Source organism: Ohessyouella blattaphilus (assembly GCF_024721265.1).
Lineage (GTDB): Bacteria > Bacillota > Clostridia > Lachnospirales > Lachnospiraceae > Aequitasia > Aequitasia blattaphilus_A.
Map to the genome: position 1 here is coordinate 343,545 of NZ_JAMXOC010000001.1, position 24,018 is coordinate 367,562.

Consider the following 24,018-nt stretch of genomic DNA (forward strand, 5'->3'; position numbering starts at 1 on the left):
TACTAATTATTTATGAGCGTTGATATACTCAATTACATCACCTACGGTTGCGATTTTTTCTAAATCCTCGGTAGGAATTTCCACGCCGAATTCTTCTTCCATCGCCATCACTAGCTCAAATAAGTCCAAAGAATCCGCACCCAAATCCTCTTTAAAATTTGAAGTCTCCGTTACGTCTGCTGCGTCAACTCCTAAGTTCTCTGCGATCATTTCTTTTAATTTTTCTAACATAGTTCCATTCTCCTTTTATTTTGAAAATAAGATTTATATAACATCGCCGCGTACGGCGTGGTTACCATTCAATAATACTCGCACCCCAAGTTAGCCCGCCACCAAAACCGGCAATCACGATTCTATCACCTGGCTTTAGCGTGCCATCCCGGCCTAGTTCACTTAAGATAATCGGAATACTAGCACTTGAAGTGTTGCCGTAATCCATTAAATTCATCGGATATTTCTCAATCGGCTGTTTCATCCGTCTTGATATCGCCTCCACAATCCGCTGATTGGCTTGGTGTAAAATAAAGTAATCAATCTCTTCTGGTCGCCGATTGTTCTTTTCTAGCACCTCACCGATGACCTCTGTTACTTTCGAAACGGCAAACTTAAACACCGCTTGCCCGTCCATCTGCATAAAGAACTCTGGACTAGTATAAGTCGTCTCCTGCTTCTTTGTAATACTATTTCCCACAAAGCGATTCGTCAGTGTCAAAGCTTCTGCCTTACTTCCGTCGGTATGGGCAACCGGTGTATAATAAGTTCCCTCGCTAGCACCAACAACTGCGGCACCTGCCCCATCGCCAAAGAGAATGCAACTTCCTCTATCGCTCCAATCAATAATATTAGACAACGTCTCACTTCCGATAATAAGAATCTTCTTATATAACCCAGAAGCAATGTAAGCCTGAGCGGTGTTATAAGCTAGCACAAAACCGGTGCACGCTGCCGTTATGTCAAAACAGACCGCATTCACTGCGCCGATTTCTCTTTGTACTAGGCAAGAGCAGGCCGGAATCAAGGCGTCTGGTGAATTCGTCGCCAAGATAATCAGTTCAATCTCCGCTGCCTCCACCTTCGCATCTGCTAGTGCCGCTTTCGCTGCCGCTGCTGCCATCGAAGATACCGTCTCTTCACCAGCGATATGTCTTCTCGCAACCCCTGTTCGCTCCCTGATCCACTCATCGGAAGTCTCTACATAGGTTGCTAATTCATTGTTATCCATTATATAGGCCGGTGCATAAGAACCGGTACCGATTATCTTTCCTGTCATCTCATTTCCTCGTCTATAGATACTTTGATTTTAAATTAGTTTGACTATCAAAGTATATCACAAGAGAAAAATCTGTCAACAAAAAAATCCCAGCCTAAGCCAGGATTTAATCGGTTAATACGCTTTGTTTAACAGTCGTCGACTACATTTTTAAAAGTTCCATAAAACTTTGTAGCTCCGCCTTTGCTTCATCTGATGTCCCTTCTAATTCTCCCATGAGTTTATATAGTTCTGCCGTAGTCGTTTGAATTTCCTCACGAACTTCCTTTAACTCCTTCGCTATTTCCGGCAAGGGAACAACTTCCTCTTCTTCAAAGGTGTCCACATAACGAGGGATATTAAGATTGTAGTCATTTTCCTTAATCTCTTCTATCCCTGCCACATGTGCATACTTCTCAACATCGCTACGATTATGGAAAGTCTCAATAATCTTGTCGATGTTTTCCTTCGTCAATTTATTTTGGTTTTTACCCTTTTCAAACTCAGCCGAAGCATCTATAAATAAAATGTCCTTGCACTCACCACGAGCTTCCCGCCCTTTAAATACTAGGACACACGTAGGGATGCTTGTTCCATAGAAAAGATTTGCCGGTAAGCCGATGACCGCATCAAGCAAGTTTTCATTAATGATATTCTGACGGATTCTACCCTCAGAAGCTCCGCGAAACAGAACGCCATGGGGCAATACAATCGCCATCGTTCCCGTCTTATCTAGGTGATACAAACCGTGAAGAACAAATGCATAGTCTGCCTTTGAAGCTGGCGCTACGCCAAAGCCCTTAAAGCGAACATCCTTCTCCCGATCAATATTCTTTATATCCCATTTCTGAGAATAAGGGGGATTAGCCACCACCGCATCAAACTTTAACGGGGTCTGAATTCCATCTTTCTCGGCAAAAGGCCAGTCGGCATCTAAAGTGTCGGCGCGTCTTAGTTCCATGTTTTTATAGTTTACACCGTGCATCATTAGATTCATGCGAGCCAAGTTATAAGTCGTGGTATTTAGCTCTTGTCCGTAAAAATCAACACTACCTTCTTTATCGCCGTTCGGAAGCTCCTTCTGAACGGTAAGCAAAAGTGAGCCTGAACCCATTGTGGGGTCATATACCCGAAACTGTTCATTACAGTCTTTAGCGTCGCTAGTAACGACTTTAGCTAAAATTTGGCTAACTTCATGGGGCGTATAGAACTCGCCGCCTTTCTTGCCAGCATTGGCAGCAAATTGGCCAATTAGATACTCATAGACATCCCCTAAAATATCCTGTCCTGACTCGTCTTTAAAATTAAACTCGTTAATCATTAAAACAATATCATTTAACGCTTTAGCCCGCTCATTCGTGCTCGTTCCTAGACGGGTATCCCCTAGATTAACATCGGAGAATACCTCTGCAAAATCTGCTTCAGCTGTAGGATTGCGTTTGGCATTAGCGTTAAAATGATCAAACATATCCTGAAAATCACTGGCTTTAATTTTGTGATGTTCAATTTTCGAAACTAATTTATCCCATGTGTATTCCGGAATAATGGCATAACCGAGCCCACGACTGATCTCTTCCAAATATTCTTCTCGCTCTTCTGCATCTGCCACCGTGTAGAATTCTTCTAAATGATTATCTTCCAGGTAATTATCTTGATTCTCTGATAGATAGCGATAGAACATAAAGGGTAAAATATAGTTCTTATACTCGCTAGCATCCATTGTTCCTCGTAGTTTATTGGCCATAGCCCATAGTTTTGTGGTAATCTCTGTTGCATTACTCATATATTTTTTCTCCTTTGTTATTTATATAAAAACATTGCTTTTAATAGCGATTTTTTTAATGGTTTTCAGCAATTTTAGCTTACGCTGATGAAGTGGTTTACCTACTTTATATGCTCCGATTTGGTGTGCTTCAAGCTGGCATGTCACTATTCTCATGATTTGTTTATTTCTTCCTCTAGCAACCTCAGAGATTTAACAATATTAGAAAAATGCGGTATTTCTCCGTATATCATATTTTTCATATGTTCATAATCATCTGCTAATTGACGAATGCCATCCTCATTCGGAAGTAATTGTAGTGTGCCAATTTTAGCCGTTTCATACGCGGCACCTTTCGAGTAATAAAACTTTGACTTAAAAGCTATATCCTGCGCTAAAAGCTCCTTCTTATCTAGCGCCCTCTGCTTTATATCTGTTTTGCACATACAAAAAACATCATAATAATGCCTTGCATATCTATGCGGAACTGACTTGCCTCCCTGCCTATTTGCCACTTTATGTAATATAGTTATTTTCTCCCAAAAGGTTCTCTCAATGTCGACTGTTCTAACTGCAGCTTCTGGAGCATCAAACACGTCACTATATTGCTCTGCCACAAAAGATTTTACATTTTGAAAATGAGATGGTGTCCATTCCGCAAGTGGTCCTATCTCCATGCGTATCTCCGGTCGCAGATATATATCTCTATTTATCTGAGGATAAGCAAAATTTACAATAGCCTCATTTCCTTCTTTTTCTATGCAGATTTGAGGCACTGTATTAAGTTCCTTATGTAAATCGCTAATTAACTGCGGAAGGAAGATATCCTTTAAAAAAATTTCCGCTTCTACATTCATCCTTTTGTTAAGCTTGTCTTGCTGGGTCTTGCTCCGCATCTCCCATGGCTGATTTATATCATAATCGATGAGGCGCCAGTCCATTATCAAGTCAATATCCTCGCTGAACCTGTTAATAACATGGTAAGCTTTAGAAAGACTTGTACCTCCCTTAAACACAAACGAATCTTTCCATAGGCATCTCTCAAAAAGATAACCCAACATATAACATACCCAAAAGTCTTTTTCGACAATCGAGGGATGCATACCGATTTTCTCACCCGTATTCAAAAACAATATCCGCCTCTCTTCAGTAGGTAAATTAGCGACTTTTATCATCTAGCATCCTCCCAACTAACTTTTTTCACAAACTCATATATCCAGGCTGTTGATGTTTTGGCCTCATTTATCAAAATACTCTTGTCCGTTTTAGTAAGAACCTCTCGTAATTTACCTATCTCCTTTTCACCAATATTATACTTCCCAAGTGCACGAAATGCTTGAATGACCATAATAGTAGAAGTACTCATTCCGGCAATTTCACGATTCGCAACATGCCTAAACTCAAGTGTAGATTTTCCTATAGTATACTTTCGGTATGGTCCATCACTAACATAATGCCATTTATTAGATACCTGCGTTGACAAATGCAATATATTAAGTGCTGTATCCCCTGCAGGCGCAATCGTCCAATTATATCTTCTTGCTTGAGCTTCTGCCACTTTGTCGATCCTAGGAACACTATATTCATTCAAAACATTGCTGTATTCAGGAATATCATATACACCTTGCATTACTCTCCTAATTTTGCCTTCCTCATTTATACGAGATAGCCCCTTATTAATAGCATCAGTAGAGGCAATATCCAAAAAATCCACTGCTGTAAATGCTGTCCCGACTTCAAAACTATCTATCCGCTGCGATATTTGTTCTAAATATTTTGGTCTTATCATAAAGCACCGCCTTTCGTCAGATTAATTGTATCATATTTCTGACGAAAATCAATATTGTGTTATTGACTGACTTTCACATTGCTCAACTACTTGAGTTCTTCACAAAACATATCCTGCAACAGCGTTTTCTTAAGTTTTGTTAGGTTTTCCACCTTACGCTGATGAAGGGTGATAAGGTGGTCTAGGCAAAGAAAATATTCCGCAATATTAGCTTGCTCCTCGAAATTTGGCATAGAAATAACTTCTGTGTGTACATCATTGCGATTCAAAGTCGGCACACCACTACCTGTTCCAAATCGGCTTAAATCGAGTTGTTGATATAAAAAAAAGATGAATGTTTGATTGTTGCCTTTAAAGTCAGTAACCCACAATGTTGTATTGTGAGGCCAATAGTCCTTCTCTATATAGTGGACATTTCCTATAGTGCCAGATCTCCCTGTTACAACACCTGGCCCTTTAATCTTATACTCATTGTGATATCCATTTATACCATTTGACATAACAACCGGAAATTCTCCACTAGACATACTTTCTTTTGGGAGATCAAATCCCCTTTGCAAGGGAGCCACATTTCCCAACTTACGCTGTTCCCAAACTATCGGAAAAGGTTTTCATCACTTCTCGTCGCTCAATTTCTCTGTCATAAAAACATTGTAACCCTCATAGTGATAACTGGCATCAATACCCTTCATATAAACCTCTCGATCATCAATTTTATCTGTCAACGCCGCCTGAAGAAGGATTTTTATTTCCACATCTTTTATGGGGCTACGCTCCATTGCTAGCAGATAATCGTCTTTATCTACCTTGCTCCAATCAACCACCTTGCGAAGCTCCTTTTTTAAAATTGCATCTAGCCAAATTCTAGTGCTTCTGCCATTTCCCTCTCTGAAAGGATGTGCTACATTCATCTCCACATATTTCTCAATAATTTCATCATAATTCGCTTGCGGCATAACTCCAATATTTTGAAGCGCAGTCTCCAAATACATGACTGGTGCAAAGCGGAATCCGCTCTTTGCAATATTTACTGTTCTTATCTTCCCTGCAAACTCATATATTTCATCAAACAAGTACTTATGAATCTCAGAAAGACCCTTAAATGTTCCTATCTCAAAGGTGTCTAACAACTTATACTCGAATATTTCAAGCGCTTTTTTCTTGCTCAACTTCTCTTCTACACGAGCAAGTTCTACTGAATCTGTTATCCCTAACTTATTCTCCAATGCCATATGCTTCCTCCTCTTAGACGAACATTTTTGCAAGAAATGATTTTTTTATACTTTTTAATGTTTCCAACTTACGCTGATGAAGGGTGATAAGGTTGTCGAGGCGGGAGAAGAATGTGCCGATTTTTACCTGCTCCTCTTTTTGATGAGGTAAATATAACGGTGTTTTTTTCCCGCTTTCGATGGTGTATGTTCCAACTGTCCCAGTGCCAGTTGATTCCCTTATAAATTTTTGAATACTATCACCGTTGAAAGAATGATAAAAAAAACTGCCATCTATTGCATCCTCGTTTTTAAACCATATGATATTACCATCCTTGAAATATAGCGGTTCTTCGCTATTTATAAGCATCGGGACACCAATAGTTCCAACGCCAGTAACAAGTAGATCTCCTATTTTCGCCTTGCCCGACAAAGCACTATATTCATCATATTTTTCTTGCGAAATAAATAACGGCTCAGTAACTTCTTCCTTTTTTGATTCTGCAACTATATCTCTCGCCCTTAAAAATCTCACACCCGAGTTTGTCCAATCTGATTGATGAATACGTTTTAATGATGTGATTTCCATCAGTTCCCCCAACTTACGCTGTTCCCAAGGATTAGTATATCCAATAAATCGAAGCTCCGGAAACTCCGCCCCATTTTTAGGAAACATTTTCGAGAGCAAAGATTTTTTTTGCTGCTTCATTAAATCTAACTCACGCTGATGAAGGGTGATAAGGTGGTCTAGTTCTTTCAAAAAAATTCCTATCAATCTTTGCTCTTCGATTGATGAAACTGAAACCATCTTAGATTCCATTTCATTTTTAGTAACATGAATCATTGTGCTACCATTTGTATTTGCTAGGAGTTTTGCTTTATCCGACTCGAGAAGTTGTAATGCATAATCTCTGTCTAAATGTTCCGATAGCTCTATTTTCCATATGTGATAGTGGTAAATGACTTTTTTACCATCCCAAATATGCGGTCCGAACGCAGTGGCCCACGTATAAAGCAAATCTCCATTATTCGCATAAAACTTATCATCAAGTTCTAAATCAGAATAATACCATTGATTATTTGTCCCGAAATTACCAACGCGCAGAACAGGGTATTTACCAAACTCTAATAATTCTTGTTGCTTATATGCTCGTCCATTGATAAATGTCGCGATATCAGATAGCTTACGCTGTTCCCAATTTCCAGTAAAACCTTTGAATCTAATGGCAGGTTCTTTTGTTTTTTTTATGTCCATTTTGCTCTATCCTCCCTATCTTGGCTTATTTACACGCACATTTTGCATATACTGATTTTTTTATAACGGATCCTAACGAAGACTGTCTGACCGCAATCACTCACCCTTCTTGATTTCATCAGCCAAGTCATAAAATGCCTTACGGAATTCGATTCGATATTTAACCCAAGATAACGCAGCTACTTCTGCGGCTGCAATCTCCTTGTAATCAGAGCGCGCCTCATTCATAATCGTCGTCAACTCATTTTGCTTATCCATGTCTTCCTGTCCTAGTCGATGCTTCTTAATAAGCTCATCAACCTCCTTAGGTTTCACACTATTATCAATACCCCACTTACGAACAAATTCTGTTACTAACTTAATATTAGTATCTTTTTGAGATTTATCCATCGCTTGATTCATCTTTTCCACATTACGTGGTGCTGGATAACTATCAAATACGAACTCCTTGGTGATAATCTTATCTACGAAATTGCGTACCTTGACTTTTTCCTTCTCATTATCTGACTTCGCAATTTCCATGTTAATATCTGCAAAAGTTTTCTGGGCCTTATCCATTTCATCTGCGTGCACTTCATCTGCCATTTTAGCAATTAGATCAATGAGATAATCATAGTTTATCATAACATCATGGATATGAACCATCGCTAAGTTCACTTGGGAAATATCAATATTCTCTCTTTCTGCCTGGTACCTTTTGAGTTCCTCGGCAATTACCGTTGTCAAAATCACTTCTTGTTCTTCTGTAATACCGATACGCTGATAGAATTCTTCCGGATTATCATAGGCCGATATGGGATTCTTATTATCATCCTCAGTATATTGCTTCAACTGACTAAGTAGACGATTATAATCACCTAGTCGATTAAAAGCCTCTTCCTGGTCTCTTTCACTAGGGGGCACTTGAATAAAGTCGTTTGTCAATTCTCCAAGTTCCTGCACCACTTCTTGCATCTGGCTTTGAACTTCGCTAAAAGGTCTAGAAAGAATTCCTGCATTCTTATTATCTTCTTTTAGTTTCTCTAGAGGTAACTCTTCCTGCTCGCTAGCCGAATCCCGGTTAGAATATATATAAAAGGATTTATTCATCTCCAACTCATTTTGAACGGGCCAGCGATAATTCACAACATTTCCTTGAGGCTTCGCCTGATAATCATGCATCCGATTGGTACGAGAGTAGGCCTGAATCAAATTCCCCCCTTTTAGGGTGCGATCGATATAAAGCGTATTAAGTTCCGGCGCATCAAAGCCTGTAAGCAACTGATCCACAACAATCACTAAATCAAGGTAGTTTCTATCATCCGCAGTTTTATTCAACCGACGAGTCACGTCCTCTGTGTATTGCTTAACTGTACTCATATCCCAATCCGTACCAAAAAGCTTATTATAGCTATTAATGGCGCGGTGCAAATTTTCATTCGTCTTTAATTGGTGATTGCCATTTGAAGTATCAGCTGAGAAACTAACCGCAACTTTGAGACGTTCTTCCTTTGCCCGTTTTGCATTCATTTCTTCGAACTTGTCAAAATACTCCATAGCTCTTGGCGTCGAAGCTTTGTTGCCCCCAACATGGACCGTAAACAAGGCGTTATATTTCCCATTGTTTGAACGTTCTTTCCAGTTATCAAATATATCTTTAACAACTAGCTCAACATGCTCTGGACTCGTATCATAAACACTTCCTTTAATATTATCATCAATGTCCTCTTCCGTAGGATCTTCTGGCGCTTCGATGGTATTCTTGAATTCCACATTAAAACCAAGCACATTCTTGTCTGCAATTGCTTCTTTAATAGTATATGCGTGAAGAATATTACCAAAGATCTCCCGAGTAGCTGGAAACTTTGGTGTTCCCGTATAACCAACCCATGCCGAATTCGGTATAGCGTTGCGGATGCTTTCAAGCATTCCCTCGTTTTCACTGCCGTCACCAGTCGATCGATGGGCTTCATCCACGATAAAGAGAATATTCTCATTTAGCTTTTTGAAATTCTCACGAGCAACATAACGAGACATTTTTTGGATGCTAGTTACGATAATATTTTTATCACTCTTTTTAGTGAGTTTCCGGTGTAAGTCTGATATATTTGCGGTCTCACCAACCACTCCTGTTTTGCCAGCAAAGCCGGCAACCGGATCATAAGCCATATAAGCATCTGCTGTTTGATTGGTTAACGCAATACGGTCAACTAAGAACACCACTTTATCTACATTAGATAAACGACTAGCGAGCCATGCTGTTTTAAAGCTGGTAATAGTCTTTCCACTACCGGTAGTATGCCAAATGTATCCTAGTTTTCCTTCGTTGTAGTTGAAATCAAATTTGCTCACCTTATCAAGTACTCGCTTTGTTGCGTAGACCTGATATGGCCGCATAACTTTAATACTTTCCTTATTTTTTGTGCCGTCAAGAACCATGTATCGTGTTGCCAAGTCATGAGCCATGGGGATTGAGAGCACTTTGTCAGCAAAAGTCTTCCATGAACGGACAGGTCTTGCATCATCTTCGTTTTGCCAATTAAAGGCAAATGCACGATTGAAACTCTCGATTTTTGTATTCGCCATATAGCGAATGTCATAAGGTGTCATCGCAATTAATATTTGTAAAGTTGCAAAAATGCCGCTATATTGCTTTTCGGCAATATATTGCTCCATTTGATTTAGCGACTCTGTCGTCGTGTGAAGGGCTTTCTTTAATTCAATCTGAATAATTGGCAATCCATTAATAAGTAGGGTTACGTCAAAGCGGCGATTCTTTTTGCCATCGACTACTTTGGGTCGCTCAATTTGATTTACAACTTGATAAACGGTGTTTCCGCCACCGACCTGCGCTTGGTCAAATACGGTTAGGAATACGTGTTTCCCATTGTCAAGATCCACTTCAATCTCGGAAACTCCATTTACCCCATAAAGAAATTGGCCTGCATGGTAGGGAGAATCTATGCTAGTAATAACTTTTTTTACCTGTCCAAACTCGGTGTCAGATAGTTGGCCGTCTATGCGAGCACGGTTATTCTGTTCTAAGATTCTTTTAAAATTAGACCACAACTGTTCTGTGGTTCTAATTTTATCCAAATACTCCCACTGCTTAACACCACCTATCTGAGTTAAGTAGTCAATAACCTCACGTTCAAAGTCCAATTCAGATTTACTCTTGTATTCACTCATCTTGTCTTTTCTCCTTCAAATTTTCTTCTAGAACCGAGTAGGCAAACTGTTCCATTAACTCCGTATACTTATTTAACTTACTTTTTATCCTAAGAGTCTTATTATAAGAACTTCCTATTTTTTTCTGTTGTTCAATGGGCACAACTGGAATCACGATTTGCGTTAATTCTTTGATTGGTATTCGTAAAATGGCACCATTTCCTTGCAATCCCTTCTCTTTTTGACGTTTCACTCCTGAGTAAACATTGAAGAGATAGACAAAATACTGCTTATCAAGGGCATTGCTCCTAAACTCTACTTTCGTGAAATTGAGTGAAGGAACCTTACCTGCGTTACCTTCTCCAACAATAGTTGCCATCTGTAGCGAATTACTAATCACAACATCACCAGCTTCTAGAGCGATTCCTTTATTAATCATACCCGTGGTTTTCTCTTCGTTAACCTTGTTTTCGTAGTTAAAGTCGCTCTCAAAAGCTGCTTGGTCATAGTAAATAATATTTTTCATTTCAATTTGATTCTCAGCTCTTGTGGGATTAATACCAGGTATAAAGGTTACAAATGAACCAAGCTTTCTTTTCTCCATAGCGTCTCCTCCTTTCTTTTTGTATTTTTTGAAATAACTCTATATTTCTTTTGATGTAATTCTAACTCTTATTTTCGCCTCCGTCAAGCGATTTTATGTAATTTTTAAATATTTCACTTTGTATTTTCGTTTATATTCCTTCTTTAACGCAAAAACGCTTGAGAATAACGCAAAATTAGTTCATTCTCTTAGTATCTCTAACAAAAATGCGATAGTTTGGGAACAGCGTAAGGCTGTAGAGATTGCGGAATATTTTAAAGGCAATGGCTATTCAAAAAGTGATTTAAAAGAAGCTGGAATGCCCATAATTCTATACGGTAGACTATACACTAATTATCAATTTGTTATCAGCGAAGTAGATACTTTTGCAGCCACCAAAAGAGGCTCTGTAATTAGTCAAGGGAACGAGGTCATAATCCCTGCTTCAGGTGAAAGTGCTGAAGACATTGCAAGAGCGTCAGCGGTTGAAAAAGCTGGGGTTTTACTTGGTGGTGACCTCAATATTCTTCGTCCAATTGAGCAAATAAGTCCATCTTTTTTGGCCTTGGCTTTTTCAAGTGGAAATCCCCAAAAAGAACTTGCGAAAAGAGCACAAGGAAAATCAGTTGTTCACATTCATAACGCAGATATTCAAGATGTTATGATATCTTATCCCACAAAAGATGAACAGAATCGAATTGTTGATGTTTTCTGTAGTCTTGACACCCTTATCACCCTTCATCAGCGTAAGCAATCCCATAAGAAGGAGATGAAGCTATGTTAAAAGAAACTAAGCATACGGATTTGTTTTGTGAGTATTACGAAAAGTGGATTACAGTGTATAAAAAGGGGGCGGTAAGAAAAGTTACCATGAATAAATATTTGATGACTCATCAGTGGCTTGTTAAGCTTATCCCAGATTTAAGGCTCTCAGAGTGCACCCGTATTATGTATCAACAGTTGCTTAATGATTACGCCGAGTGTCATGAGCGACAAACAACTATGGACTTTCACCATCAATTGAAGGGCGCCATTTTGGATGCTATGGACGAAGGGCTAATCGAACGCGACCCTACCAGGAAAGCTATTATTAAGGGAAAAACTCCTGCCTTTAAAAAGATCAAATATCTCAACCAATTTGAACTACACAATTTATTGGCAAGTCTTACTTTACAGTCTGAAGTAAACTGGGATTATTTCATCTTACTTGTTGCCAAAACTGGCATGAGATTTTCTGAAGCACTTGCTCTTACCCCTAACGATTTTGACTTTGCCCATCAAACACTATCGGTGAATAAAACTTGGAATTACAAAGACGCCGGTGGATTCCAACCAACTAAGAACAAATCGTCATCACGAAAGATTCAAATTGATTGGCAAACGGTAACTCAATTCTCGGCATTGGTAAAAAACTTACCTCCAGACGAACCTTTCTTTATAAAAACAAAGGTTTATAACTCCACAGTGAATGATATTTTATCTCGTCGCTGTGAGGAAGCAAAAATACCTATTATCTCAATCCACGGACTTCGTCACACCCACGCTTCACTACTGTTGTTTGCGGGCGTTTCCATCGCTAGTGTTGCCAGACGACTTGGTCATGCTAGTATGACAACAACTCAAAAAACTTATCTACATATTATTCAAGAACTGGAAAACAAAGATGTAGATCTGGTTATGCGCTCTTTATCAGGACTCTGTTAATTACAAATTCACGATTGCTTACGTTGATGATGTTTAAACGTAGAAAAGTCCAGAACCCATTTAAAAAGGGAACCTGGACTTTTTTACACTTTATACTACTATTCTTCTACCACCGTCAGATCCTTCACCCAGCGGTACTTACGGAAGTGATACAGCACCCAGGGAATCTTACCCACCTCATCGATACACGTACAGGCGAACACCAGGAGCACCGGCCAATTCCACAAAAAGGCACCCGCTAGAGCTAGAGGTATGGCAATTCCCCACATGGTTACGGCTAGGCTATAGACGTCAAAGAGCGTATCCCCACCGGCAGCAAAGACACCATTGATAATAATCGTATTGACGCAGCGTCCTATCATATAGAAAGCCATGATTACCATCATCCCCGTCAATAAGCTCCTAGCTTCATCTGTAAGAATCATAAAGCGAGTAACAAAGGGTGTCAGCGCCAGGACGATGATTGTCGAACCTATGCCACAGATAAAGGATATTTTCGCCAAGCGAATACCATACACTTTGCCTAGCTGTAGCTTGCCTGCTCCCAGTTCATAACCTACTAAGATACCACCGGCACTCGCTAGGCCATTACAGACGCAACACATCAAGTCCCGGACCACAGCTGAGACTGAGTTAGCTGCCGCCGCATCGGCACCCATGTGCCCGATAATAGCCGTATAGGCGGTAAAACCAACGCCCCAGAACAAACCGCCACCAAGTAATGGCAGGGCGCATTTGCCAAACTGTATCATAAGGTTCTTATTCTTATGGAAAAAGCCGGAAAGCTGGGGACGTAAGAACCCCTTTTGTAAGGAGGACACTACTGCCCAAACTAGTTCAATCACACGAGCTATCAAGGTGGCTATCGCCGCTCCTTTTGCCCCCATCGCTGGTACACAAAAGAAACCGAAGATAAAAATTGCGTTAAGAACAATATTTAAAATCACCGCTCCTGAGCTTATAATCGCGCCTCTAGAGGCGTGACCACTGATTTTCATCACCGTCAGATAACACTGGGATATGCCTGTAAGCAAGTAGGACCAACCGGCAATCCGCAGATAATCAATGCCAATACGAATGAGCTCTGGTTCATTGGTAAAAATCATCATCAGATACTTAGGAAGAAAGATACAGGCGACAAAAAATAACAGCGAAGCTATTCCCGCTAGTTTAAGTCCCATACAAAAAAGGTCGTTAATCGTCTTTAAATCCTGCTTGCCCCAGTACTGGGCTCCTAAAATCGAAATACCGCCAGTCACTGCAGCTAGAATCATGTTTTGAATAAATTGAATCTGGGTTGCTAGAGACACCGCCGACATGGAATTCTGATCCACTCTTCCAAGCATAACGGCGTCACCGGCGGCTACCGCCGCTAGCATGAGGCTCTGCAACATAATCGGTAGCATCAGCGTTAGCAGACGCTTGTAAAATCGTTTATCTGAAAAAATCTTCGTTGTTAACTCCACTTTCATTCCTCACTTTTCTCATTCATCTGAGAAACCGTAACACATTCCAACTTATTTTTCTACCTATATTAGAAAAAAGTATGCCACCACGTCGATCTGCTGACGTAGTGGCATACTTATATGATAATTACTCTCCTCTTATCACTCTACCAACCAGGGCCGCCCATACCGCCTGGATTCATACCGCCTCCTGGCATTCCACCCATGCCGCCGCTAGTTTCCTCGCCGGAATCTGTATAACTTTTGAATTCTTCGCTAAGAATCCAAGAGCCCCGCTCAGTACCATCTACATAGAGCGTATACGTTTCCCCGGCTACTAGGCCTGCGTTTGTAATGGTAAGAGCCTGAATATCTTTAAGGGTCTGGGCTGTGACCACTTCTTCACCAATTTGGTTCTGAAGGGTAATGGTGCTGCCAGCAGAACAAGTACTATTAAAGTATATGGTAAATCCTAGGACCCCTGATACGGAAGACGGATTCTGATGCATTCCCGAAGAACCCATCGCAATCAAGTTGCCACCGGTAATGGAATACGTTCCGTCTGCATCAATTGTGCCATTGCCATCATTGGCCGGCCCATAGACGGTCACATTACCACCAGCAAGCGTAAGCGACCCATTAGAATCTAGACCATCTCCACCGGCGTTAACCGTTACATTGCCACCACTAATAACCAGGTTACAAGCTTCATCGGCTGCCCCCATCGGATCCTCCGCTGGTCCTCGCATAGTTCCTGGGGTGCCATCGGTAGTTTCGGAAGACGGACTCGCCGCATTAAAGCCATCGTCATCGGCGGTAATATTAAGGGTTCCGCCATTAATGGCGATGGTGGTCCCTTCAATTCCTTCATAGGACTGGGTAATATTAATTTCACCTTCAGCCACCACTACATCACCATCTGCATGGAGTCCGTCGTCGCCGCTAGCAATCGTAAAGTTTCCCCCATTCACCGTCAAGTTCCCATTCGTATGGAGACCGTCATCCGTTGTCTGAATGGTGTATTCACCGCCAAAGACCACTAGACTTGTCTGAGCGAGAATACCTTTTCCCGCGGCCTCAATCTGGTACGTGCCACCAGATATTTCGATGACACCCTTCTCGGCGTCCGTATCGTTATTGGACTTAATCCCTTCTCCACCAGCTACTAAAGTAAAATCGCCATCACTGATGGCCACACGGTCACGACCTTTAAGGGCATGGTTTGTCGCTGTTATCTTAAATACTCCACCTTCTATCGCTAGGTCATCCTTACTCACAACCCCGTCATTATAGCTACCGTTTACAGTTAGGGCTCCCTCTCCCTTGATTGTCAAATCATCTTGAACGTACAGGCAACCATCTGGTTCGCCCTCAGCATCAAGCTCTGTATAAGCAGCCGGGTCGCTTAACATATTTTCGCTACCGGCAGCTAGTTCGATAATCACCTCCTCCGCCTGCATTCCATAGATAGCCGAGCTCGTCGTTCCCGTAATGGTGATATTATCGAGTATCAACGTGACGATGTCCGTATTCATTGCATTTACTCGTAGCTGTCCGCTAAAATCACCACTAAGGCGGTACGTTCCGGCTTCGGTGATTTCGATTAGCGATGTCTGTATATTTACACTGTCCGCCGATGCTGTCGCCGTATCTCCCGCACATTCAATAGTTACTTCCGATGAATCCACTTCCTCTACCGTCACCTCTTCTGTAACTTCTGTGCCCTCCTCCTCTTTGCCGCATCCATTCGTAACCAAAAGGAGACCTACAAGCAGTATCAGCACGCCTAATTTCTTCATTATAATTCCTCCCTACTGGGAAACGGACGGGAAAGGCTAATAGTAAGATTGCCATTCCGAGTCCGGAGCTTATCGATAAACTCCTTTTGAGACTCGCCGCCCTTTAATTCCACCTGATATTGCAGTTCAAATAAGCTTCCTAGATTAACGGTACGGACGCTTTGCAAGGTATAGCTTTCCGTAAAATAATCAAGAACCTCGTCAAACACGTTCTCGTAATCCAAATTTTCTGGGATAGTCATTCGTAAAATACGCACCCCCTCTTTCTCTGACCCTAAGGGACTGATAAGGAAAATAAGCTCCACTAAGGCGAGAAAGATAAAGAACGTGATGGCAAGTCCCAAGTATCCCATACCGGTAGTGAGACCGATGGCCATGGCAAAGAAAATATTGGTAATGTCTCTAGCATTTCCTGGCACCGAGCGAAAGCGCACCAGGCTAAAGGCACCGGCTACTGCCATCCCGGCCCCGATGTTGCCATTTACCATCATAATAACCAGCTGGACGATTGGCGGCAAAAGTGTTAGCGTTAGTAAAAATCCTTTGTTATAGGTGTTGCGAAAGCGGTAGAGAAAGCCGATTCCCAGTCCCAGAATCACACTTGTGATACTGCAAATAAGCAGACTCTGGACGTTAAGTGTACCGGAGAGTATACTTCCGGAAATATAATTATGCATGTCGTACTCCTTTTACTTGTTTTTCTTTTTGATAGCAATTTTGATAATAGTACCCGTATTTCGAAAAGGAACCCGGGTATATTTCATGGCGTGAGAATATCTCTGCCAAAGGAACGGGTATCGCCTCAGGAACTTTTAGTTCCATGATAATGAGCGGCTTTTCAAAAAACGGTTGCAACGATTCTTTTTCACACAAAATCGTTTCGCCGTAACTCAAATTGTGATCAAAAGTCAGCCGAATTTCTGAATCCTCTTGACCTACATAAGCTAGGCGGTCATAGTATAGGTATATTTGCGGATACAGTTCATAGCGAGCAGTTAGATCTCTGATTTCTGCTCCTATCTGGCGGCTAATGTAGGTGTCCTCATCTCTGATTTCCGCTGGTAGCAGAGGCTTCGCGGCAAGAGCACCTACTAAGGTGTGATAATCCAGAAGACGGCGGCGCTTATACACTACCCCTTGATACTTTTTCTTGATTTCGATAAAGCTCTCCCCTTTACTTTGAAAGGGCTGGTAGCTGCGAAGGCGCAACTTCTCTTTATACTTCGGTTTTTCTAGAGAACGTCTAATCAACTGGTAATCCAAAGTATCATAATACACGGTATGAACGGGATACTGAGAATACGTATCCGGCACGAAATACTCTTTTATACTCCACCAGAGCTGGTGAAATTTTTTGGGCGTAAGGACGTATTTTATCTCCTTACGGGTAAAACTGTGGTCCGACATATAGGCAAGCCCCTTTCTGTTACTCTTTTCTCGTTCAGTATAAAAGGCCTACCTTAAATTTAACTGAAATTATTTAAGTTAATTTTCAGCTTAGGGATATATAATGGAAGAAACGCTCAGAAAGGAGCCCACCATTGAAGATATTAATTGTAGAGGATGAACGCCGCCTAGCCGAGGCTTTAGCGGCTATTTTGAAAAAAGATCATCACGAAACCGAACTCACTTATAACGGAGAAGAAGGGCTTTATTACGCCTTAGAGGAAGATTACGACTTGATTATCCTTGATGTAATGCTACCTAAAAAGGATGGTTTTGCCGTGGCAAAAGCGTTGCGCGAGCAAAAAATTGAGACTCCCATCCTCATGCTTACCGCTAAAGGGGAAATCCCAGATAAAATTAACGGCCTCGATAGTGGCGCCGATGACTATATGACGAAACCTTTTGATGCCGACGAACTACGGGCCCGGGTGCGGGCACTCACTAGACGCCAAGGGGTCGTGATTATGGATACTTTAACTTACGGCGATATCGTTCTCAACCTTTCTACTAACCAGCTAATAAAAGGCACAAAGAATGTGAATCTAGGCTTTAAAGAACGAGAAGTCCTGCGGCTTCTAATAGCCTCTGGCGAGATGATCACCCCTAAGGAAACGCTCTTATCAAAGGTTTGGGGTGATGCTTCTGAGGCGGTAGACAATAACGTGGAAGCCTATATCTCCTTTCTCCGAAAAAAACTCAAGTACTTAAAATCCACTCTAGAAATAGAAACCATTCGTAAAGTCGGCTACAAACTAGTAAAGAAGGAAGATAAATAAATGATTAAAAAACTACGAAATAAGTTTATCATAATTACCATGAGTCTCCTCGCCGTTGTCCTAGCGGTGGTCTTTGGTGGCATTGGAATTATTCAGGTGAGAGGACGGATTAACGAAAGCCATAAAAAGCTAGAAATGGCAAGCCGAACCCTGGAACCTAAGCAGACCCCTAAATTCGAACTAGGAAAGCCCCCGGAAGAAAGAGATATGGGTGCCTCCTTTACCGCCGAACTAGATAGTGAGGGGAATATCACCGCCCTCAGAGATGAGAATTATCAGATTACCACTAGCGATGTGGAAAAGCTTATCCAGGCCGTGACTGAAAACGAAAGCGGCAGCGGCATTTTAAATGAATACAACTTGCGCTACTTAGTCAGTAATACACCTCATGGCACTAGTATCTCTTTTCTAGATATACATCAAGAAAGAAACGACATAGTTTCTACAGTTATTATTTCCTTGCTATCCTACTTAGTTTCACTAGCTTTGCTCTTTATAATCAGCCTCTATCTGGCCCGGTGGATAACGAAGCCTATTGAAGAATCTTGGAATAAACAAAAAAGATTTGTAGCCGATGCTTCCCACGACCTAAAGACACCACTGACAGTGATTCTTGCAAATCTGGATATCATGGAACACAATTTAAGAGAGGAAGCGGCACCCACCGAACAGTTCAAGTGGCTAGAAAGTAGCCGAAGCGAAGCCGAACAACTGAAGATTCTCATCGAAGAGATGCTGATGCTCGCCAAACTAGATGACGAACAACAGCAACTGGCGACCACCAATGTAAATTTAAGCGATTTACTGACTGAGCAGACATTGGCCTTTGAAAGCCTGGCTTATGAGCGGAAAATTTCTCTTGAAGAGAATATCGCTGAGGATGTCGTGATCAAAGGCAACGAAATGTACCTACGCCGCTTGATTCAAATTCTTCTCGATAACGGTATTAAATACTCTCTCCCAGATCATCCGGTAACCAGTCGCCTAAAGGCAGAAAATAATCAAATTATCCTCGCTATTTCCAATCAGGGAAATGTTATGGATAAAGAAACCACCAGTCACCTTTTCGAACGCTTTTATCGTAGCGAGACCTCTCGCAGCACAGACGGTTTCGGCCTGGGCCTCGCTATCGCCGAACAAATCGTCAAGCTCCACCACGGCACGATTAAGGCGCAATGTGACGACGGGGGAATGATTACCTTTACCGTCGTAATTCCGCGAACTTAAACGCTCCCTAACAAGTATAGCCAGTACCTAATGTACTGGCTATACTTCGCGCTTTAACTGTATAAATAATTTTAGGAGTTTACAACTGTTCGTCGATCAATTAACTCGGTTATAATTTTCTTATGTTCTTTGGTACTAATAGGGTACTTTAAATAAAATATACCACTAATCAAGCTAAGAACTGCTGGTATTACGGTTATAAAGCAATTAATAGCAGTCAACACAGTGGCTGTCTGTTCTCCATTTGCCACATAGTTCAGGGAAGCTAAGACAGCGGCTCCGATTGCTGGCAGAATGGCTCCGCCCGCCTTATTCGCTACCGATATAAAGGAGGATAGAAAACCATCACATCGCACTCCTGCAACATATTCACCGTAATCTACAGCATCGCCAATAGCACCGAAATGAACACCCATATAAGCATAAAAACTCATACTGCCAAAAAAGGTTAACACCCAAAAAGATAGTGCTGGCGGTTGAACAAAATACATCAGTCCATAAGCCGCGGCGGTCATGAAATTAAGGGTCGCGCACACTCTTCCTTTATGTTGCATTTTCTTAAACAAGAAATTACCTAGCCAGCCAGTACCGATAATTGCAGCTACTAAACTGACCCATCCATAAGTCGTTGCAAATCCTGGATTACCCACATTATATTGCCAGTAGTAAGCTAGCATAGCGGCCCTTCCATATAGGACGCACCCTTGAATTAATTGCCCCATTACAAGTATCATTACCGGCTTATTTTTCACAAGGGAATTCATCTGCGCCTTCATCGGAATCGTCTTCTGAGATGGCGGCGGTGTAACTACTTCTTTGGTCTTAACTGCACAGATAATCATCGTGGGAATACCTAACAGACAGGTAATTAGAACCGCGTAAAAGTAACCTCTTTCATCTGTGGCCGAGCCATCCGTTGCAAAAAACCGGATAAGTGGCACAGCAATAATTACGGTTACCATCGAGCTAACATTTGCAAACATCATTCGCAATCCTGATAGCTTTGCCCGGTCCTCTGAATCGGGCGTTATACAGGCATTCAAAGCACCGTAAGGCATATTGCTACACGTCGAGGCCACTGTAAGAAGCAAGTAAATCCCCCACATCCAAAGAACCCTATTCGTATATGTCCACTCTGCCTTCGCTGCGAAAACCAAGACAATGCATGTAGCCATCGCCAGCGAACCAACCAAAAACCAAGGACGATAGCGTCCCCATCTCGTTTTTGTTCGATCGGCAAGGGAACCGATAAAGGGATCGTTGATAGCATCAAATATCCGCACCACCAACATCATAATTGAAACCGTTCCTGCTGAAATACCGATCGTGTCTGTATAATAGATCATCAAATAGGTACTCAACCAATAGTACATAAAATTATAGCCAAAATCTCCAAGAGCATAGGTAAAACGCTGCCCTCTTGTCAAACGATATGTATTTAAATCTACATCTGGGTTATATAGTGCTTTCTCTCTCTTCACTACTTCCCACCTTTCTTGCCCCCCATGAGCACATTGACTTCGTTACGCACGCCGTCATTAGACTTTGTCCCTTTTGATTCAAATGAAGTCCATCCAAATAAAGCTCCGCCGCTTCTGATTCACATGCTATCACAGCATCATAAAAATCAATAATCTCGACATAATACTGCTCGCCAAACTCCAGTAACCACGTACGATACCGATTTATTTTATCATTTACATTATTATCACCAATAACAATTTTCCAATTACTCGTTAATCTTTCTTTGCATACTGGAATCGGAATCCCAAGAAGCGGGTGTAGACCTTTACTCAATGCCTGGAATACCATACTGCTAATATTACATTTTGCCAACAGAAAATCTCCCGTCAGAAAAATATCGTTACTTCCGCCCATAAGCAGTACGTATTCTGGTGCCTCACTCAACACATCTGCATCCATTCTCGCAAGCATGCCACCGGTGGTGTCGCCACTAATCCCTCTATTAATAAATAAATGATCTTGGCAACTTCGGTTTAGCTGCGCCGTCCACACTTGGTTTCTAAGAACTCCGTATCCATAGGTTAAGCTATCGCCCAAACATACTATTTTCATTCTTTATTATTCCCTACAGCAAATACAGGCAACTACTTCTTCTTTCGTTATCTGTCCAAAATAATCGGAAAGATGACACCCATTCAGAGCTTCTACTATATCTTCATACACATATCTGCAACCTTGTAATCGTCGCTCTACTTCAGCAACAGAGCATCTCGCCATGAAGTCCCCTAGAAGTTTGCACCTAGCTATTTTGCCTTCTTTCACATCCACATTAGCTTCTAACTTTCCGCCTACGTATCGTACTTTGTTGTAAATAGAAGTCGCCATCGCTTCACCATAATTCCAATTCCAGTTTTGATAACGCGAAATCTTAATTTCCGATATATTTGCGTAATCTGTTTCGTTTAAAACAAGATATTGATAATTCTTACTAGCAATCAGGTTATCACTTAGTCGCCCCTTAAACTCCTCCATGGATACTTTGCAATCAAGAAAATCCACAATATTCGCCACCCTACTTTTAACCGACTTAACCGCTTTCGATTTAAATTTTGCTTGATCGACATTTAAGCAGTGAGAAACTGCGCTCAAATCCGCATCAAATAAGATACATCCATGATGAAGAATACGGTTCTTGTACAGGCGCTGAGCCGTGCCAGATACTTTCTTCCCGTCGACAACCACATCGTTTCGTCCACTAAATTCTGCATCTATTCCCATTTGCCTAAGCGTATCAATTAGAGGGGCGGCCAGATGTTTCATCTGGCTCGTTTCATCTCCCTTATTATCCGTAATAATTGAATAATTGAGATTCCCCAAATCATGGTAGACCGCGCCGCCACCAGTCATTCGACGTACAACCGTTATCTTATGATCGTCGACATATTTCTGATTGATTTCTTCCATCGTATTTTGATGCCTACCAACCACAATCGTTTTTGCATTTTGCCAAAGCAAAATGATAGTTCCTTCCGAAAAATGGGTAAGAGCATATTCTTCGAGGGCTAAATTGTGAGTAGCATCTGTAACCTCACTGATATACAGATATCTATTTTTCATATTTTTTTGCCACCTTATATAGATCTGCAAAATCTGTTTTTACATGCTGATACAAATTTCTATAGATTTCAAAATACTCCATGTACATTTCGTGCATTTTCGGATCTGGCTCCATGTAATCAATATACTTAACCTTCTCTTTAGCAATGGAAAAATCCGGGAAGATTCCTACGGATACACCAGCTAAGATAGCGTCTCCCAGCGGTGCACCGACTCTGTTTTCAACAAAAGCCGTCGGAACGTTAAACACATCCGTAATAATTCTTCGCCATAGTCTACTCTTTGCTCCGCCTTCGTTTAAAATAATCGGAGCATTCGCTTTTATCCCTTTTTCTAACATTAGGCGATAGTTATCATAAAGTGCATATGCAACCCCTTCCATCATCGCCCGAATAATGTGCCCCTTGGTATGGTGCATCGATAGACCAAACATGGTTCCTCTTGCATAAACATCCCAGAGAACCGTCCGTTCACCCATTAAGTACGGATGAATAATCAAACCCTCACAGCCGGCCGGCACTTTCTCCGCCTCTTTGTTCATAAGGTCATACACATCCAGATCGCTCATTAACTCTGCTGTCGCCGCTTCCATTTGACAAAGATTGTCTCGCAGATACCGAAGGACTTGCCCACCTGTAAGTACTACCGCAATAGAGATAAAGTCTTCACAGGAATTCGTAGTGTACCGATCATTACATACTAAGTCGATAAACTCTTTACTATTATTAACAACACCCATCACTCCACAAGTACCTAGGTTAATCTGTACATCTCCCGGAGATATTGCACCACCGCCGACAAACCCTGCGTTACAGTCTACCTGACCTGCGCAAACGGGAATACCAGCTACAAGACCTAATTCCTTAGCCGCTCCTTCCGTAACATGGCCCACAATCTCTTCACAAGGAAATAGTTCTGGCATCAGCTCCATCTCTATCCCTAATTTATCCATTAGTTCTTGGTTGAACTCTTTTTTCTTGATATCGTAAGCTACGCCCCAGAATCCACCATGAGAATAACTCATTGCGGCTTTACCCGTCATTTTCAAGCGAACGTAAGCGTCAATTGTCAGCATTTTCCATACCTGCTTATACGTTTCCGGACGATTTTTCTTTTCCCACATAATATTTACCATCGCTGGATGGTCCTCGATGCGGTTCCCGTTAATCGCAAATATCTCATCTACGCCGACGTTTTTCCTAAGCCACTCCACTTCTTCTACAGCTCTTCTATCCATCAGATTATATGCTCGATTAATCGGGTTGTGCTCTTCATCAACCATCACTAGACAAGGCTGTGCTGAAGATATGCCAATTGCCTGTATCTCTTCGGGACGCACATTGGCTTTCTCCAAACACTCCTTGATAATCTCACAAGCTATTGGCCAATATTTATTGGGGTCATGTTCAGACCAAGACGGCCTATCCACATAAATTGGATATTCTCTGAATGCATAGGCCAACACATTCGCTTCTTCATCGATAATACAGGCCTTACCGCCACCTGTCCCATAATCCAGACCTATCAGATATCTTCCCATATCA

The 24,018-nt window shown here is 41.5% G+C and carries 22 protein-coding genes; 4 read left to right on the forward strand and 18 right to left on the reverse strand.

All coding sequences use genetic code 11. From position 1 onward, the window contains the following. Positions 1–6 precede the first annotated feature (6 nt). The 10 genes from acpP to NHH16_RS01455 all read right to left on the reverse strand — a co-directional run bounded on the left by acpP (position 7) and on the right by NHH16_RS01455 (position 11,017). Complete coding sequence (gene acpP, locus NHH16_RS01410; protein WP_262067811.1) at positions 7–231, reverse strand: acyl carrier protein; 225 nt, start codon at positions 229–231, stop codon at positions 7–9. A gap of 61 nt (positions 232–292) precedes the next feature. Next, complete coding sequence (locus NHH16_RS01415; RefSeq protein ID WP_262067812.1) at positions 293–1,270, reverse strand: beta-ketoacyl-ACP synthase III; 978 nt, start codon at positions 1,268–1,270, stop codon at positions 293–295. A gap of 142 nt (positions 1,271–1,412) precedes the next feature. Continuing rightward, a complete protein-coding gene (locus tag NHH16_RS01420; RefSeq protein WP_262067813.1) occupies positions 1,413–3,032 on the reverse strand; it encodes a type I restriction-modification system subunit M in 1,620 nt (539 codons plus the stop codon). A gap of 152 nt (positions 3,033–3,184) precedes the next feature. After that, positions 3,185–4,186, reverse strand: coding sequence for a nucleotidyl transferase AbiEii/AbiGii toxin family protein (locus NHH16_RS01425; RefSeq protein ID WP_262067814.1), 1,002 nt, complete (start codon positions 4,184–4,186; stop codon positions 3,185–3,187). Beyond that, positions 4,183–4,800 carry a DUF6088 family protein gene (locus tag NHH16_RS01430; protein WP_262067815.1) on the reverse strand — a complete coding sequence of 206 codons (618 nt, stop codon included), beginning with the start codon at positions 4,798–4,800 and terminating at the stop codon, positions 4,183–4,185. The genes NHH16_RS01425 and NHH16_RS01430 overlap by 4 nt, the downstream gene beginning before the upstream one ends. Positions 4,801–4,886: 86 nt before the next feature. Further along, positions 4,887–5,399, reverse strand: coding sequence for a restriction endonuclease subunit S (locus NHH16_RS01435; RefSeq protein WP_262067948.1), 513 nt, complete (start codon positions 5,397–5,399; stop codon positions 4,887–4,889). A gap of 15 nt (positions 5,400–5,414) precedes the next feature. Beyond that, entirely contained in the window at positions 5,415–6,032 is a 618-nt protein-coding gene (gene fic / locus NHH16_RS01440; protein WP_262067816.1) for a protein adenylyltransferase Fic, read from the reverse strand. A gap of 13 nt (positions 6,033–6,045) precedes the next feature. After that, a complete protein-coding gene (locus tag NHH16_RS01445; protein WP_262067817.1) occupies positions 6,046–7,266 on the reverse strand; it encodes a restriction endonuclease subunit S in 1,221 nt (406 codons plus the stop codon). 96 nt (positions 7,267–7,362) lie between these two features. Then, complete coding sequence (locus tag NHH16_RS01450; RefSeq protein ID WP_262067818.1) at positions 7,363–10,434, reverse strand: type I restriction endonuclease subunit R; 3,072 nt, start codon at positions 10,432–10,434, stop codon at positions 7,363–7,365. Further along, positions 10,427–11,017 (reverse strand): restriction endonuclease subunit S domain-containing protein, encoded by a 591-nt coding sequence (locus NHH16_RS01455; protein WP_262067819.1) that lies wholly within the window; start codon positions 11,015–11,017, stop codon positions 10,427–10,429. The genes NHH16_RS01450 and NHH16_RS01455 overlap by 8 nt, the downstream gene beginning before the upstream one ends. A gap of 118 nt (positions 11,018–11,135) precedes the next feature. Here NHH16_RS01455 and NHH16_RS01460 point away from each other — a divergent pair, with 118 nt between their 5' ends. Next, positions 11,136–11,780, forward strand: coding sequence for a restriction endonuclease subunit S (locus tag NHH16_RS01460; protein WP_262067820.1), 645 nt, complete (start codon positions 11,136–11,138; stop codon positions 11,778–11,780). Further along, positions 11,774–12,700, forward strand: a complete 927-nt coding sequence (locus NHH16_RS01465) for a site-specific integrase (protein ID WP_262067821.1) — start codon at positions 11,774–11,776, stop codon at positions 12,698–12,700. Before NHH16_RS01460 ends, NHH16_RS01465 begins: the two co-directional genes overlap by 7 nt. Before the next feature lie 98 nt (positions 12,701–12,798). Here the strand turns inward: NHH16_RS01465 and NHH16_RS01470 are convergent, their stop codons facing one another. From NHH16_RS01470 to NHH16_RS01485, 4 genes are all read right to left on the reverse strand, one after another. Next, positions 12,799–14,172 carry an MATE family efflux transporter gene (locus NHH16_RS01470; protein WP_262067822.1) on the reverse strand — a complete coding sequence of 458 codons (1,374 nt, stop codon included), beginning with the start codon at positions 14,170–14,172 and terminating at the stop codon, positions 12,799–12,801. A 140-nt stretch (positions 14,173–14,312) separates the two neighbouring features. After that, entirely contained in the window at positions 14,313–15,944 is a 1,632-nt protein-coding gene (locus NHH16_RS01475) for a carbohydrate-binding domain-containing protein (RefSeq protein ID WP_262067823.1), read from the reverse strand. After that, positions 15,944–16,621 carry a DUF4956 domain-containing protein gene (locus NHH16_RS01480; RefSeq protein ID WP_262067824.1) on the reverse strand — a complete coding sequence of 226 codons (678 nt, stop codon included), beginning with the start codon at positions 16,619–16,621 and terminating at the stop codon, positions 15,944–15,946. Before NHH16_RS01480 ends, NHH16_RS01475 begins: the two co-directional genes overlap by 1 nt. Continuing rightward, on the reverse strand, positions 16,614–17,351 hold the full coding sequence (locus NHH16_RS01485; protein ID WP_262067825.1) for a polyphosphate polymerase domain-containing protein: 738 nt from the start codon (positions 17,349–17,351) through the stop codon (positions 16,614–16,616). The genes NHH16_RS01480 and NHH16_RS01485 overlap by 8 nt, the downstream gene beginning before the upstream one ends. Before the next feature lie 134 nt (positions 17,352–17,485). Here NHH16_RS01485 and NHH16_RS01490 point away from each other — a divergent pair, with 134 nt between their 5' ends. Then, complete coding sequence (locus NHH16_RS01490) at positions 17,486–18,166, forward strand: response regulator transcription factor (RefSeq protein ID WP_262067826.1); 681 nt, start codon at positions 17,486–17,488, stop codon at positions 18,164–18,166. Continuing rightward, positions 18,167–19,393 (forward strand): sensor histidine kinase, encoded by a 1,227-nt coding sequence (locus tag NHH16_RS01495; RefSeq protein WP_262067827.1) that lies wholly within the window; start codon positions 18,167–18,169, stop codon positions 19,391–19,393. It abuts the gene before it with no gap. A 71-nt stretch (positions 19,394–19,464) separates the two neighbouring features. Here NHH16_RS01495 and NHH16_RS01500 read toward each other — a convergent pair whose 3' ends face one another. The 4 genes from NHH16_RS01500 to NHH16_RS01515 are packed head-to-tail and all read right to left on the reverse strand — an operon-like array spanning position 19,465 to position 24,014. Further along, a complete protein-coding gene (locus tag NHH16_RS01500; protein ID WP_262067828.1) occupies positions 19,465–20,874 on the reverse strand; it encodes an MFS transporter in 1,410 nt (469 codons plus the stop codon). Then, on the reverse strand, positions 20,849–21,469 hold the full coding sequence (locus tag NHH16_RS01505; protein ID WP_262067829.1) for a GDSL-type esterase/lipase family protein: 621 nt from the start codon (positions 21,467–21,469) through the stop codon (positions 20,849–20,851). The genes NHH16_RS01500 and NHH16_RS01505 overlap by 26 nt, the downstream gene beginning before the upstream one ends. 6 nt (positions 21,470–21,475) lie before the next feature. Beyond that, entirely contained in the window at positions 21,476–22,474 is a 999-nt protein-coding gene (locus tag NHH16_RS01510) for a lipoate--protein ligase (protein ID WP_262067830.1), read from the reverse strand. Beyond that, positions 22,464–24,014, reverse strand: coding sequence for an FGGY-family carbohydrate kinase (locus tag NHH16_RS01515; protein WP_262067831.1), 1,551 nt, complete (start codon positions 24,012–24,014; stop codon positions 22,464–22,466). The genes NHH16_RS01510 and NHH16_RS01515 overlap by 11 nt, the downstream gene beginning before the upstream one ends. Between the last annotated feature and the right edge of the window lie 4 nt (positions 24,015–24,018).